The following is a 13,327-nucleotide window of genomic DNA, read 5'->3' as shown; positions in this document are numbered from 1 at the left end:
AAATCAACGTGCCGAAGGCACTAAAATTATCTTTTTAACTTTGCTTAGCGCACAAGAGGTGAAACCCGCGTATTTTTCAGCATCTCTCGCGGGTTTCACCCGCCCCACAAAAATGGTCTATCAACCATCAATACAGCCTCGCATTCATCTGCCATTGCAGCATCGCCAGATGATTGGATTCGCCATTGCGCTGGGTTTGATACAACTCCACCGCCAGCAAATGCGCGGGATGAGCTTGCCAACTCAGACGTACACCTGTTTGGCTTGGCTGCTCGTCGCTATTGGCAATACCGTTTTTGCTGGCAATTTGCGCGGCGTTCACGCCTGCTAATTGATGGCTGATTCCCATCCATTCATGGCGTAGCGCCAGTTTAATGGTGTCGGTGATTTTGGCTCCGCCCTCTAGCGCCAAGCTGTTTAACTCACCCTGATAAGCAACTTTACCCAAAGTGCTATCCAGCTGACCATCCTGCTGCTGCCAGCTCCACGCTGATTGCAGCCAATATTGCTCCCCTTGCCAGCCAGCCTTAGCGCGCAGCAGGGTGGATTTTCCCGCCATGCAATCTGTTAACTTACCGCAGCCCACAGCCTGCCCAGCGTGACTATGCCCGCTATGTGCATCGGTGGCAAAAGAGCGATTCACCTCGGGTAAATACGCGGCATGGCCAGCCACAAACCATGGGCCATCTTGCCAGGCGAGGCCTGCCGCCCACATAGCGCTTTCTGCCCCCGGATAGCCTTGACCATTAAAAACACCGGCGTGGCTAGTCAGCTTGCCGGTGGTATAACGCAAGGCTAAGCCATCTTCGTGCCAGTGATCATCGCCCAATACCGTATAAAGCCATAAATCAGGCAAGGCCCAAGCGCTTAATCCGGCATCTGCAAACACGGGCGACTGCCGCCCCAAGGCCAGCTGCGCGCTTTCAGTTTGATAACGAATCACAGCATGATCCAGCACCACGCCTTGCTCATGTTCGTCGTAAGCAGCCATCAGCAGCGTATCCACTTCTGGTGTCCAGCGTTGCCGCCATTCAATACCAGAGCCGCCGTACCACGCGCCACGCCTGTCTTCTGTGCTTGCGCCCAATACCGGCAAGGCAACAGGCCATGCCGAATCGCCGCTCAGATAGCGCACATGAGTCAGCAGATTAATTTGCGTATTGCCTTCATCATCATGCGGCCCATCATGGGCCAGCGCGCTATTTGCTGCGGCAAGGATCAGCGAAGCGCTGATCAGTAATAAATTTTTCATCGGTGAGTGTCTTTAAAAAGGCGACGATATTGGTTTTGTCTTGCTCGTTAAGCTGAATACGAACAATCAAATCGCTTTTAAATGGATTAAGGCGGCCGTCCCCAGCATGCGGGCCGGTCTTGATTTCACGCCCGCCTGCTGCATAAAAATCCAGCACTTCTTCCAGCGTGGCGATGCTGCCATCGTGCATATAGGGGCCGGTAAGCTGCACATTGCGTAAGCTAGGCGCGCGGAACATTCCCATATCCGCAGGCACACCGCTCAGCTCGAATAAGCCACGGTTAGGCTCGGGAAAGCCACCTTTACCATCGATGTTATAAAGCCCTGTGTTGTGGAACAGCGTTTCTGCCGTATTGGAGCCCGCATGGCGCACCTGATCATTAAAATTAAAGCTGCCGTGGCAATGAAAACACTCGGCCTGCTCGCCAAAAAACAGATCTTTGCCGCGTAGCTCTGCCGATGTAAGCGTGGCCTTGCCTTGCAAATACTGATCATATTTAGACGAAGCAGAAATCAAGCCGCGCTGAAACGTGGCAATCGCTTTAATAATCTGCGAAAAACCAATCGGCTCACCGGGGAAGACTTCGGCAAAGCGCTGCACCAGAGCCTTATCACTCTGAAAGCGCGCCAAAATCGTGGCCTTGTTTTGGTCGGTGACACCCATTTCTACGGGATGCTCGGCAAACAGCGGCACTTCCATCTGCCGCTCCAGCGTCGCCAGTGCGGGGTTGGCCCATGTGTAAGTGCTATGCCAGGCCACATTGGCCAAACCTTGCGCATTTCTAGGTGTGCTCTCGCCGGTAGAGCCCAGCGAAACCGCTCGCCCATCGGTGAATGCCTTACTCTGATCATGGCAGGATGAGCAGCTTTGCTGGCCGTTGCCAGAAAGCCGCGCATCGTAAAACAAACTGCGGCCCAGCTGAAACTTGGCCTCGCTCATTGGATTATCACTAGGTACTTTAGGGGTAGGAAAATAAAACGGCAGCTCCCAGCTCCAGCTCGCACTTGTACGAACCGGATCTGAGGTGGAAGTGCCCGACTGCACGCAGCCGCCGAGCACTAACGCTGCCAAAAGGCAGCGAATTATCATTTCAGAGCGGCCTTAAAAATTTTGGAGAAACTACCATCACCCTTAGGCAGGCCCGCGTCTTTTTTACCTGCTGCCGATTCATTCAGATTTAAATCTAAATTAGCAAAAATCAGCCCGCACTCCGGATCAGTCGGCCCGCTCATGCAGCCCACCGCACCGCCCGCATCCTTGCTGAGATCCACGCCTTGCAACAGTGCCGCTAAATCCAGCACCACCTGCTGCTTAGCCGCATCAAAGCTGCTTAAACGCACCGGCACAATATTGGGATTGCTGCAGCTAAAGCTATTAGCATTTGTGGCATCGGCCGTGCAGCCAGTTGCGCCTAAATGGAAATACCAATTCACCGCCTTGCCCCCCACCGCAGGCACATCAGGATTCAGCTCTAGCTGCACAAAACGGCGACCCGCCTGCCAGCTCCAGCCCAGTGCCATATTATTCAGCGGCGAAGGCACGGCCATGGTGTCGGAGTGATTCAGCACCACGTCTTTACCCGCTGCATCTTTAGCCGTATCAGGCACGCCCACTTTAAAACTCAGGCCAATATACTGGCCGCCGGGCACAATGCCGCTGACCTGAGTATTTAAGCCAGCCGAGCCCACACACTGGCCCGTTTTATTTTCAAAATCCAGCAGGGCCACATTCAAATATTGATTATCGTTTTGCGTCAGCGCCAAAGGCACTTCCTTGCCCAGCGCATTAATCAGCTTGATATCGTGCACATACAGCCGCGCATCGCGCAATTTGGCAGGTGTTGCGGCTAGGCCAAGGCCCGGCAAGGCGGCATTACACTCCACCGCCTGCCCGCCTGCTTTCAGCGCAAATTGCACCGCCACGGCTTGATCCGCCAAAGGCGCAACAGAAACGGAAGTGGTTTCATTATCACTACTGGAATTGCAGGCAGACAGAATAAGTGCGGCAAGAATTGCATATAAACGCATGGTTTTCTCCAAACAGCATAAAGGAGCACGCCGGCTATACCGGGTGCCAACAAAGGCTGAACAGATCCATGAAAACGCGCGGGTGTTTAGGCAAAAAAACCTGAGTTCTATAGACACAGAGAACGGTAAGAACACAGAGCACACTGAGAAACCTTTAAAGGTTTCCCGAAAGCTTGTGTTTATAAAGCTTCAGCCGTTTTTACCTTAAATCAATAGACGCAAAGATAAGCATACAAAGAACACAGACAAGGTTTTCTCAGTGTGCTCTGTGTTCTTATTTGGCTCTGTGTCTACAGACCTTTTGCAACGCATTCAAGGATCTATCAGGAGAAAACAGGCGGGGCTTGGCTGGGGGGAGGAAGGGCGGAGTTGCGGTGCAAACGCAGCACAGGCGGCGCAGGCATGCCAAAAGTATGCGGCAACATCGCCACCGCCAACTTTGGTGCAAACGCATCAACAGCAGGTGCCTGGCTTTGATCCGCATGGGCGCAGAGCACACAGGCAGGCGCGGCTTTAGCTAAAAGGGATTCAGATTTACTACCGGGCAGCTGGCTAAGCTGGTATTCCACAAGCGGCGTAAGCGTGCCGCAAAATACGCTGCTGCGTAGAGCAGACTGCGGCAAAGTGGCATGCAGCAAGGGCATCAGGACGTGCAGCATGATCGCCAGAAAGGCAATACGTATGCTGAGCTGATAACGTCGTGCTGTCATGGGCCAGAAAGTGAATAGAAAGATGTGATTATATTGGCATAGGCCGATGTCATCCAAACTAAATTCGCAGAGTGTTCAAAATTAAGCTTTTGTCATGGCATTAAACAAACTTAATTCGCAAAATCAAGCCGCCATGGGTACTTAAAACAAAGCATCGTGTAATACCCACAAGTTGGCCAAGCTTTACTTACCCATAACAGTGATTTTTTTACGCCCTGTTGCTTTTTTCATGACATTATTCTGCGCTAATCTTACGCAGTATTTCATGCTACCGCTTAAGCACCAGCCCTGCTGACCTAAGCGCTAGCTGCTGCAAGCCAGCCACAAAAATGGCGCCTCTGTGGTGGGTATATAGATCTGCCACAGCACTTACACGACTAAACCTTAAAGTGACTCACTCCCTGGTTCAGTTGGTGAGCAATCTGCTCGACTTGCGAAGCATTTTCTGCTGCGTGCTGAATAGAGGTGCTGGTTTCTTCCACCATTTGCGATATATCTTCAACCCGTGACGCAATGCTATTACTGGCCTGGCTTTGCTCACGTATGGCCGAGGCCATTTCTTGCAGGCTGTAGAGGCTGGATTCAGCACCCGAATGAATGCTGTTTAAAGATTCGGCTACGTGGCGCGACAATTGCACTCCCCGCTCAACCTGAGGAATGGCGGCGCTCATGGCGTTAACCACACTCACTGTTTCGCCCTGAATTGCAGCCAGCATCGAGGCGATGTTCACTGTGGCCACCGAGGTTCTTTCTGCCAGTTTTCTGACTTCATCGGCCACCACAGCAAAGCCACGTCCCTGCTCGCCTGCTCTTGCAGCTTCAATGGCCGCGTTCAGCGCCAATAAATTGGTTTGATCGGCAATATCTTTGATTTCAGAAGCCACCCCAGAAATTTCACGCGCTTTGGCATCCAGCTGGCGAATTTGCGCCGTTGCCTCGCTTACATTGCCCGCGATCAGCTCCATGGTGGTGGTCACTTCGGTCACTTGAGTTACGCCATTTTTAGCAAGTGCTGTGGCTTGGCGCGACGCTTGCTCGGCCACACCCGAGCCTTCTGAAATATGGTTAATGCTAACGGTAAGCTCCTCCATTGCTGCCGCCATATTGGTGGTGGCATCCGATTGGCGGGTGGCCGCGATCGAAATCTCCCGGCTGGAATTAGCAATTTGCGCGGCCCTGTCATTAAGTAAATCGGCATCGCTACGCACATTACGCATTACCTTATTTAAACCACCGACCATTTCCCCTAAAGAGGCCAGCATGCTGCCCTCTTGGGCCGATGACACATTAATTTGCAAATCGCCATCGGCCACCCGCCGCATCACGGCAATCCCTTCCTGCGGCTCGCCACCGAGCTGATGCAAAATACTTTGCGCAATCATCCAAGCCACACCCGCCACCAAGACCGCCAGCAGCAAGAGTTTAGCGAGGCCGTAAAGTAGATTTTTTTTGAACTCGGCATCCACATCGTCAATATAAATCCCCGTGCCAACCACCCAGTTCCAATCGGGGATCAGTACTGCATAAGAAATCTTTGGCTCAGCCTTATCCGAGCCTTTCTTTGGAAAGAAATAATCAACAAAACCGCCGCCCTGCTGGGCCGCCTTAGTCAGCTCTACATAAATCAACTTGCCGTTGGCGTCTTTTAAATCGCCCTTATTCTGCCCCTCAAACTCGATCTTGGTTGGCAGCAGGCGCACAATATAATTTGTATCAAAAATAAAGAAATATTCAGTTTTGGAATAGCGCACATCCCGTAAGGTACTAATCGCCGCTTGCTGAGCATCGGCACTGCTCATCTGACCCTTTTGGCTTAAAGCATGAAAGCGCTCAATCACCCCTGCTGCCGTTTCGGTCTGGCCTTTTACTTTATCCATCCGGTCTTGCAACATGGTGTCCCGCAGCGCTTTCATATTGGCAAGGCTTAATAACACCATGCCGCATAAGGCAAAAACGCATAGCAGCAATAAACGAGTTCTCACCCGATAATTCATTAGTAAGCCCATTTCACACTCTCTTTATATTTAAAGACCCTAATTATTTTGCGATCTAGAACAAAAATTAAATCAATCTTAATCAGTCGCAGATAGCAAGGCAGTCAACGTACTAACTTTAGTACATCTCAAATGGCATGCACGCCAATACCAAAGCATGTTTGCTCAATATGCTAATAAGCTGATTACGGACAAGCAGAATCCGCACCGAGTGCTTAGGCGAGAGGCTTTAAACTTAAAGGAGAATATTTAACGAGCCTTGGGAAGACGCGATTCAGACCAAAATACTGAATGAGCCAGCAGACTAAACTAGCTGGCTTACACAAAAAATAGCGGAGATGAGCCTAAGTAATTAGCCAGCATGCTGCGCCAAAGCCCACAGCACATGCTCTCTGACGATATCGCTAGCGTCGTCGCATCTAGCCGCCAGTGCCGCAATTACCTCGGGCGAAGTGGGCGCGTTGCCAAGGCCAACGGCCATATTTCTAAGCCACTGCTCGTAACCAATCCGATAAATAGCGCTGCCAGCCATTTTCTGTTTGAAATCGGCCTCAGACCAGGCAAATAGCTCGACCAGCGTCACATCATCAAGGCCATGACGCACATGAAAATCGGCTTCTTTGCTATCTACTGCAAAGCGATTCCACGGGCAGACCATTTGGCAATCGTCGCAGCCATACACGCGATTGCCCAGCATCGGGCGAAACTCCAGCGGAATACTGCCTTTTAGCTCGATGGTTAAATAAGAAATACAGCGCCGCGCGTCCACCTGATACGGCGCCACAATCGCACCGGTCGGACAGGCCGTAATACAGCGGGTGCAACGCCCGCAATGCTCTTCTTCCTGCGGCGGATCAGGCGGCAGCGGCAAATCGGTAAATAACTCTCCAATAAAAAAATAAGAGCCGTATTCGCGGTTAATCAGCAGGGTATGTTTACCCCGCCAGCCCTGCCCTGCCTGTTTGGCGATTTCCACTTCAAGCACCGGAGCGGAATCCACAAACACCCGATGGCCGAAAGGGCCAATTTCATTCGCCAGCCGGTCTGCTAATTGCTGCAAACGGCCCTTTAATACCTTGTGATAATCACGCCCCAGCGCATAGCGAGAAAGATAGGCCTTGCTGCCGTTCGCAAGAATTTCTTCTGAATTTGCGGCGGCAGGCGGCAAATAAGGCAAAAAAACCGAAATAAGTGAAATAGTGCCGGGGTGTAATTCTGCAGGTCTGGCACGTTTCATGCCGTGCCTTGCCATATAATCCATCTCGCCGTGAAAGCCCGCATCCAGCCATTCTTGCAAACCGGCTTCTGCGTGGCTTAAATCGATGCCGGTAATTCCGGCCCGGGCAAAACCTAATTCCTGCGCCCAGCCTTTAATTTGCTGAGCGAGTTTTTGATAATCTAACTGCCGTAAAGACGTTTTCATAATGATACCGAAGTCAATTTGCCCAATAAGCCTATGCCTAAATTTCCATCCAGCCGTGGGCAAAACGACTTTCACTTGCGCCAACTCATTTAAATTTGCTGGGCAAGTTTTTGATAATCTAATGAGGGTAGAGACGTGTTCATAGCCGCGATGATACCGGCTTCATGCGTTTTTTGCCTGCTATCACCGTGAGCGTTAAGCCAATGGATACCATAGCCAATGCAACACAATACTGATTTCAAATGTTTTTTAGCCGATGAGGATGCCACGCTGGCACTAGGCGCACGTTTATCGCAAAACGTAGCGGCGGGCATGGTGATTTTTTTGGAAGGCAACCTAGGTGCAGGAAAAACCACGCTCAGCCGAGGCTTGCTTCGTGGGCTGGGTTTTGCCGGCCGAGTAAAAAGCCCCACCTATACGCTGGTTGAACCTTATACTGTTTCTAACTTATACTTATATCACTTTGATTTGTATAGATTTAATGATGCCAGCGAATGGGAAGATGCAGGCTTTAGAGACTACTTCAACCCCGAATCTATTTGCCTGATCGAATGGGCAGATAAGGCTGAAGGCCTTTTACCTACCCCCGACTGGATCATTACTTTAACGCCCGAAGCTTCTTTAGTGCCCGATCAAACAAGCCGCGTGGCCCATATCCAAGCATTTAGTGAGCAAGGCCAAACATGCCTCAATCGTCTTCAACAGGTTTAGAAAACCTGCCCCAGCTTGCTCGCCGCGATATTCTGCGCGGAGCAAGCGCCAGCCTGCTGCTGGCCGTGACCCCCTTTGGCTTTGCTGCGCCCGCCGCCAGCGTAGTGGCCGTGCGTGTCTGGCCTGCACAGGCTTATACCCGCGTCACCATCGAATCCACCGTTCCACTCACCTTTAAGCAATTCTCGCTTAAAGACCCTGAACGGCTGGTAGTCGATCTGGAAGGCATTGATATCAACAACGAGCTGCAAAGCCTAGCCAGCAAAGTGGGCGGTGATGACCCTTATATCCAGCAGCTACGCGCCGCACGCAATAAGCCCGGCACGGTGCGCTTGGTGCTGGACTTAAAAACCGAAATCAAACCACAAATTTTTACCCTCAACCCTGTTGGCGAATACAAGCATCGCTTAGTGATTGACCTCTACCCGGCTTCGCAAAATGATCCGCTGCTTGCGTTTTTGGACGATCAAACCGGTGATATCAAACCTGCCCCACCTGCTCCTGTTGCCCCCGCTAAGCCTGAAGAAAACAAAGACGGCACCGTTGATCGCAGCAAAATGAAAGTCGACCGACTGATCACCATCGTGCTTGATCCTGGGCACGGCGGTGAAGACCCCGGCGCAGTTGGCCCCGCTGGCAACCATGAAAAAACCGTGGTGCTAGCGATTGCCAAAAAGCTGAAAGCACTGTTAGAGAACGAGCCCAATATGCGTGTTGTACTCACGCGTGATGGCGATTTCTTTGTGCCGCTTGGCGTACGCGTTAAAAAAGCCCGCGCAGTACAGGCCGATTTATTTGTCTCCATCCATGCGGATGCCTTTACCCGGCCCGATGCCAATGGCTCGTCGGTATTTATGCTGTCTGAAAAAGGCGCATCCAGCACCGCCGCACGCTGGCTGGCACAAACGCAAAACGACGCCGATTTGATTGGCGGAGTAAAAATCGACGTTAAAGACAAAGCACTCGCGCACACGCTGATGGATTTAACCCAAACCGCCACCAATAACGACAGTATGAAACTCGCCAAATCGATGCTGGGTGAGATCGGTAATATCAACCGCCTGCACAAACAAGGCATCGAGCAAGCGGGCTTCGCCGTACTCAAAGCCCCCGACATCCCTTCGATCCTGGTCGAAACCGCGTTTATCTCTAACCCGCAGGAAGAGCAAAAACTCATCGACGAAGCCTACCAGCACAAAATGGCCGGCGCCTTGCACAAAGGCATCAAACGCTACTTCGCCAAAAATCCACCGCTGGCGAAAACGAGGATGGCGCAGAGTTGAGGGGGTTGGGCAATCTTATCCACTTAAGCATAATGTTTTTCATAGGGCGGGTGAAACCCGCGAGCGATGCTGAAAAATACGCGCGTTTCACCCGCCCTACGATGGCTAAATTGATAGGATTGAAATAAAACTCACTATTGAAACACAGAGAAAAAAGCTACATTCATAGGGTGCGCATTCGTTTTTCTTGCGCACCGCCCTGATAAGCTACGAGTAAATAAATATGCCAAGCAAAAATGGACACACTTTGATTATTGGCGGAACGGGAATGATTGCTCAGGCTTCGCTGTACTTGATGGAAATATCAACCACCGTTTCTCTATTCGCTCGGACCAAAAATTCATTGGATAGCCTTGCAAGCCCAAATTCCAAGCGATGTAAATGTCTATTTTGAGTCGACCAATTATTACAACACCGAAAGTTTTCAGCAGGCAATACGCAATACGGTCAGCCGATTTGGCGCTCCTGATGTCGTCCTAGCTTGGTTTCACGAAGACGAAATGGCCTTAGATCTGGCACACCAACTTTCAGCGACAGAAAAAACAATCCATTTTTTCCAAGTCCTTGGCAGTGCAAGTGCAAGCCCTGATTCATCTTTAACTGACGCACGCCGTCGATTTGATGCTTTACCTATACACCTCCACCAAATTGTTCTTGGCTTACCTACTCAGGGAATCAATCTCGGTGGTTAACGTATAACGAAATATCTTCAGGTGTCATCAAAGCAATCAAGGACGCAGAAAAACTGTGTATTGTTGGAACCATTGAACCTTGGTCAGACCGGCCATAATCGTGATGTGGCCCTTGGAGTTAGATCTTTCGCTTTGAATCAAAACAAAAAGCCTGACCCCATTTTTTTCTAAGTCATCTATTCATAATACGGTTTAGCCAAAATTCAGAGACACCTTGCATGCCGCGTTTGTCAATACACCATAAAATAGGCATTTTTCTTTCAGCATTGCTTTTAGCACTGCTAATGGCATGCTGGCCCGATATTTTTCTGTATGCAAAAGTCGTTAAATATCCCAATTGGGTTTACACTTTCGACCCCATGCTAATAGTATTTCTTGCGCTTATTCCTGTTTTAGCGACTGCGGATAACTGGCGTCAGGGTTTTAATCATATTGTTCTACTATCTATGCTGATTACCTTAATACCTATCATCATCTATGCATCAAGGTATGGACCTCCTGATCAGCATCTATTTTTAAATTTACTATTTCAATATGCATGGATTTTTCTTTGGGGCTATTTAATTCCTATTTTATTAGGAATTTTTTGAGATTTATTTTCGACAATTTAATGTAAAAAATAAATAAATAAACAGAGGGGCAGACCACATTTAATTCGGTATTTTATTTGTGACCTGCTCCCAATCTTCAAATCAAAAAACTAATTCCAACTCAATATCACCATCTTCTGCATAACCCACTTCACAAAAACCAATTCGCTGATAAAGGCGTGAAGCGGTTTTGTTTGAGGGCTTATGCATTGTTTTTACCCGGCTAGCTCCAAGCAATTTCATTTCTGCTAGCGCAAGGCGAATGGCTATCGCACCATAGCCTTTACCTTGATATTCAGCACCAAGCATAAAACGAAATAGCCAATATAACTTGGGATCTGGCAGGTCGACGTCAGGGCAATACATCAAAAACCCAATCACCTTGCCAGCCAAGAGAATCACGCGCGGTTGATAATGCGGCTCGAATTTTGATTCAGCGATGGAATAGATATTAGGAGCCAGAAAATCTGCTTGCTCGGGCGGGAGTGTTAGATTTACACAGGCAAGCCAATTGGCTTTAGATAATGGGCTCAGCGTAATTGATAAATCTTGAGATTGATCCGGATTGATATTCAAATTACCCTCTTAAAATAATAGGTCATTGAGCAACAACAATAGCTTGAGGTGGGTGTTGACCCTCATTTTTCACGATGATTCACTAGTTTAACTGCACATACCACTCACTAAACTCAAAAAGACCTTTTTTGTGCCTTCAGCACGTTAATCTTGATATGGCACCCCCGCGAAATCTTTGATTTCTAAGCGGCCAGAAATCACAGTACGTAAAGAAACCACCCCAGCCAGCACGAAGCACCCTCATGTAGTCTAATCGCCTCGGAGGGGAGCGAAATGGGCTCGCTTCCAAGCGATCTTCCACCCCGCTTGTTCCTCGCGTCGTGGCGTCAAGGGGGGCTAGAATTTAACCATTACGTTTTTCCGTTATTTGCTGATTACAAAAACAAACTGGTTGCACATATGAAGTAAAACCCACCATGAACTTAGCTTGCTAAGCCTGCCTCAGCCCACTGGCATTAAACAACGTATGCTTATCAGCACTGAAGATGTACTATAAATGCTTATTTTAAAGTCCGGACAACAGCGATGCGCTTAAATGTTTTTACTGATTACTGTTTGCGTACTTTAATTTACGTTGGCGTGCAGAATGATGGCATTGTGACGCGTGGGGAGATTGCATCGGCCTATGGCGTTTCTGACAATCATCTGATGAAAGTCATGAGCTTTTTGGCGCGCAATGGTTTTCTGGACACCACCCGAGGCAAGGGGGGCGGTATGCGTTTATCTCGGCCTGCGGATCAGATTAGCGTCGGTGCTTTGGTGCGCCTGAGCGAGGTCGATAGTCCCGTTGTAGAATGCTTTGATCGTGAACATTCCACCTGTAGCATTGGCGCGGTTTGCCGTTTAAAAGGGGTGCTCTTTGAAGCCATGGAAGCGTTTTATAGCGTACTTGATCGCTATACCCTGCAAGATTTAATCAATAATCCAGTCGAGCTTAATGCGATTTTCAGCATTCCCTTGCTGCAAGTAAAAGACTAATTCAGACCATTTATAAAAAGTAACACCATGACCCAAATAAATAATCCCCAGCACGGCATTACGCTGGAAAAAATCCTCACTGATTTAGTAGAACACTTCGGCTGGCCAGAGCTGGCCCGCCGCATTCCGATTCAATGCTTTGAAAAAGAACCATCAATCAAATCCAGCTTAAAATTTCTGCGCCGCACCCCTTGGGCTCGGACCAAGGTGGAAGAACTCGATGCCAGAATGCGCCGCTAAACGCCGTTAGCCCATTGAATCCATGCCCACCGGAGCCGCTGTTTAAGCGGCTCCTTTTTTATCAATACAGCGGGTATGCCTCTCTTATAAACCTCAGCGCGGGCCGAATATTTTGGGCAGCATTTCTGCCGGTGGTGCACCCTGTGTTTTTTGCATTTTGCCCTCGCTGTCTTTGTAAAACGTCACGGGTGTAGCAAAAGCGCCAAATCGCTGCATCAATTGATAATTGGCATCTAGCTTACTGCGCGCGTCTTTAGGGATCTGAGCCAAAGGCTTTACCCCGCCGCTGGCATGCTGTTTTTCATGCTGATAAAGCGCAGCCTCTGGCGCTTTGGAAGTCATCAATGCGGCAGCTTTACCCATGCTATCGCTTTTAATAATGCCCACCATAATATGCCGGATCTGCACCTTGCCTGCGTTCACCCAAGGCCGAGCGTCATTCCACAATTTATTGCAATAGGGGCAATTAGGATCGGTAAACATATACACAATCCTTGGCGCATTTTTATTACCATCGCGAATCCAATGGCTCTCTTCCAGCTGCTTCCAAAGCTTATTGCTAAATAGCTGATCAACATGCGCCTGATTAAGCGGCTCGCCTTTGCTATCGACCATCGAGCCAATAATCGCTTGTTTGCCATCGGCCGTTAGATAAACCGTGACCGGCTGCTGCTGATATAAGGCGGCATAGCCTGTTACGCCGCCGGGGGCTTTAAAGCTATCCAGCACTTCCATCCCTTTGCTTTCTAAAGCTTTAATCGGAGCAGGCCAATTGGATGCGGCCTGGGCATGGCTCATGATCAATAAGCTACTAACTAATACGGTGATGATTACTTTCATTTGATTATTC

General features: G+C 49.5%; 14 protein-coding genes. 6 read left to right on the top strand and 8 right to left on the bottom strand.

The features are described 5' to 3' along the window. Window positions 1–127: 127 nt before the first annotated feature. The 6 genes from VN23_RS02445 to queG form a co-directional block, all read right to left on the bottom strand. The gene (locus VN23_RS02445) at window positions 128–1,252 is read right to left on the bottom strand and encodes a hypothetical protein (protein WP_046353369.1); all 1,125 of its coding nucleotides are present in this window, start codon (window positions 1,250–1,252) and stop codon (window positions 128–130) included. Next, window positions 1,200–2,342: a methanobactin export MATE transporter MbnM gene (locus tag VN23_RS02440; RefSeq protein ID WP_046353370.1), complete on the bottom strand. Its 1,143-nt coding sequence runs from the start codon at window positions 2,340–2,342 to the stop codon at window positions 1,200–1,202. The genes VN23_RS02445 and VN23_RS02440 overlap by 53 nt, the downstream gene beginning before the upstream one ends. Further along, a complete protein-coding gene (locus VN23_RS02435; protein ID WP_046353371.1) occupies window positions 2,339–3,280 on the bottom strand; it encodes an MbnP family copper-binding protein in 942 nt (313 codons plus the stop codon). The genes VN23_RS02440 and VN23_RS02435 overlap by 4 nt, the downstream gene beginning before the upstream one ends. A 323-nt stretch (window positions 3,281–3,603) precedes the next feature. Further along, window positions 3,604–3,990: a hypothetical protein gene (locus VN23_RS02425; RefSeq protein WP_046353373.1), complete on the bottom strand. Its 387-nt coding sequence runs from the start codon at window positions 3,988–3,990 to the stop codon at window positions 3,604–3,606. Window positions 3,991–4,367: 377 nt separating this feature from the next. Beyond that, a complete protein-coding gene (locus VN23_RS02420) occupies window positions 4,368–5,996 on the bottom strand; it encodes a methyl-accepting chemotaxis protein (protein WP_046353374.1) in 1,629 nt (542 codons plus the stop codon). A 340-nt stretch (window positions 5,997–6,336) separates the two neighbouring features. Further along, a complete protein-coding gene (gene queG, locus VN23_RS02415; protein WP_046353375.1) occupies window positions 6,337–7,407 on the bottom strand; it encodes a tRNA epoxyqueuosine(34) reductase QueG in 1,071 nt (356 codons plus the stop codon). Between the two features lie 219 nt (window positions 7,408–7,626). Here queG and tsaE point away from each other — a divergent pair, with 219 nt between their 5' ends. From tsaE to VN23_RS02395, 4 genes are all read left to right on the top strand, one after another. Further along, the gene (gene tsaE / locus VN23_RS02410) at window positions 7,627–8,118 is read left to right on the top strand and encodes a tRNA (adenosine(37)-N6)-threonylcarbamoyltransferase complex ATPase subunit type 1 TsaE (protein WP_046353376.1); all 492 of its coding nucleotides are present in this window, start codon (window positions 7,627–7,629) and stop codon (window positions 8,116–8,118) included. Continuing rightward, complete coding sequence (locus VN23_RS02405) at window positions 8,091–9,401, top strand: N-acetylmuramoyl-L-alanine amidase (protein ID WP_046353377.1); 1,311 nt, start codon at window positions 8,091–8,093, stop codon at window positions 9,399–9,401. Before tsaE ends, VN23_RS02405 begins: the two co-directional genes overlap by 28 nt. Window positions 9,402–9,754: 353 nt before the next feature. After that, on the top strand, window positions 9,755–10,093 hold the full coding sequence (locus tag VN23_RS02400) for a hypothetical protein (protein WP_046353378.1): 339 nt from the start codon (window positions 9,755–9,757) through the stop codon (window positions 10,091–10,093). A 218-nt stretch (window positions 10,094–10,311) separates the two neighbouring features. Next, window positions 10,312–10,683 carry a hypothetical protein gene (locus tag VN23_RS02395; RefSeq protein ID WP_046353379.1) on the top strand — a complete coding sequence of 124 codons (372 nt, stop codon included), beginning with the start codon at window positions 10,312–10,314 and terminating at the stop codon, window positions 10,681–10,683. Window positions 10,684–10,785: 102 nt separating this feature from the next. Here the strand turns inward: VN23_RS02395 and VN23_RS02390 are convergent, their stop codons facing one another. Continuing rightward, window positions 10,786–11,259 (bottom strand): GNAT family N-acetyltransferase, encoded by a 474-nt coding sequence (locus tag VN23_RS02390; protein ID WP_197433005.1) that lies wholly within the window; start codon window positions 11,257–11,259, stop codon window positions 10,786–10,788. A 525-nt stretch (window positions 11,260–11,784) separates the two neighbouring features. On the opposite strand from VN23_RS02390, the gene VN23_RS02385 reads away from it, so the two are divergent. Together VN23_RS02385 and VN23_RS02380 are read left to right on the top strand one after the other, a co-directional pair. Beyond that, on the top strand, window positions 11,785–12,237 hold the full coding sequence (locus VN23_RS02385) for an RrF2 family transcriptional regulator (protein WP_046353380.1): 453 nt from the start codon (window positions 11,785–11,787) through the stop codon (window positions 12,235–12,237). 27 nt (window positions 12,238–12,264) lie between these two features. Continuing rightward, window positions 12,265–12,477, top strand: a complete 213-nt coding sequence (locus VN23_RS02380; RefSeq protein ID WP_046353381.1) for a VF530 family DNA-binding protein — start codon at window positions 12,265–12,267, stop codon at window positions 12,475–12,477. A 93-nt stretch (window positions 12,478–12,570) separates the two neighbouring features. On the opposite strand, the gene dsbG is transcribed toward VN23_RS02380, so the two are convergent. Beyond that, window positions 12,571–13,317 (bottom strand): thiol:disulfide interchange protein DsbG, encoded by a 747-nt coding sequence (gene dsbG, locus VN23_RS02375; protein WP_046353382.1) that lies wholly within the window; start codon window positions 13,315–13,317, stop codon window positions 12,571–12,573. Between the last annotated feature and the right edge of the window lie 10 nt (window positions 13,318–13,327).

The organism is Janthinobacterium sp. B9-8, from assembly GCF_000969645.2.
GTDB lineage: Bacteria > Pseudomonadota > Gammaproteobacteria > Burkholderiales > Chitinibacteraceae > Iodobacter.
Note: the sequence above shows the minus strand (reverse complement) of the source record. Positions and strands in the feature narration are given on the sequence as shown.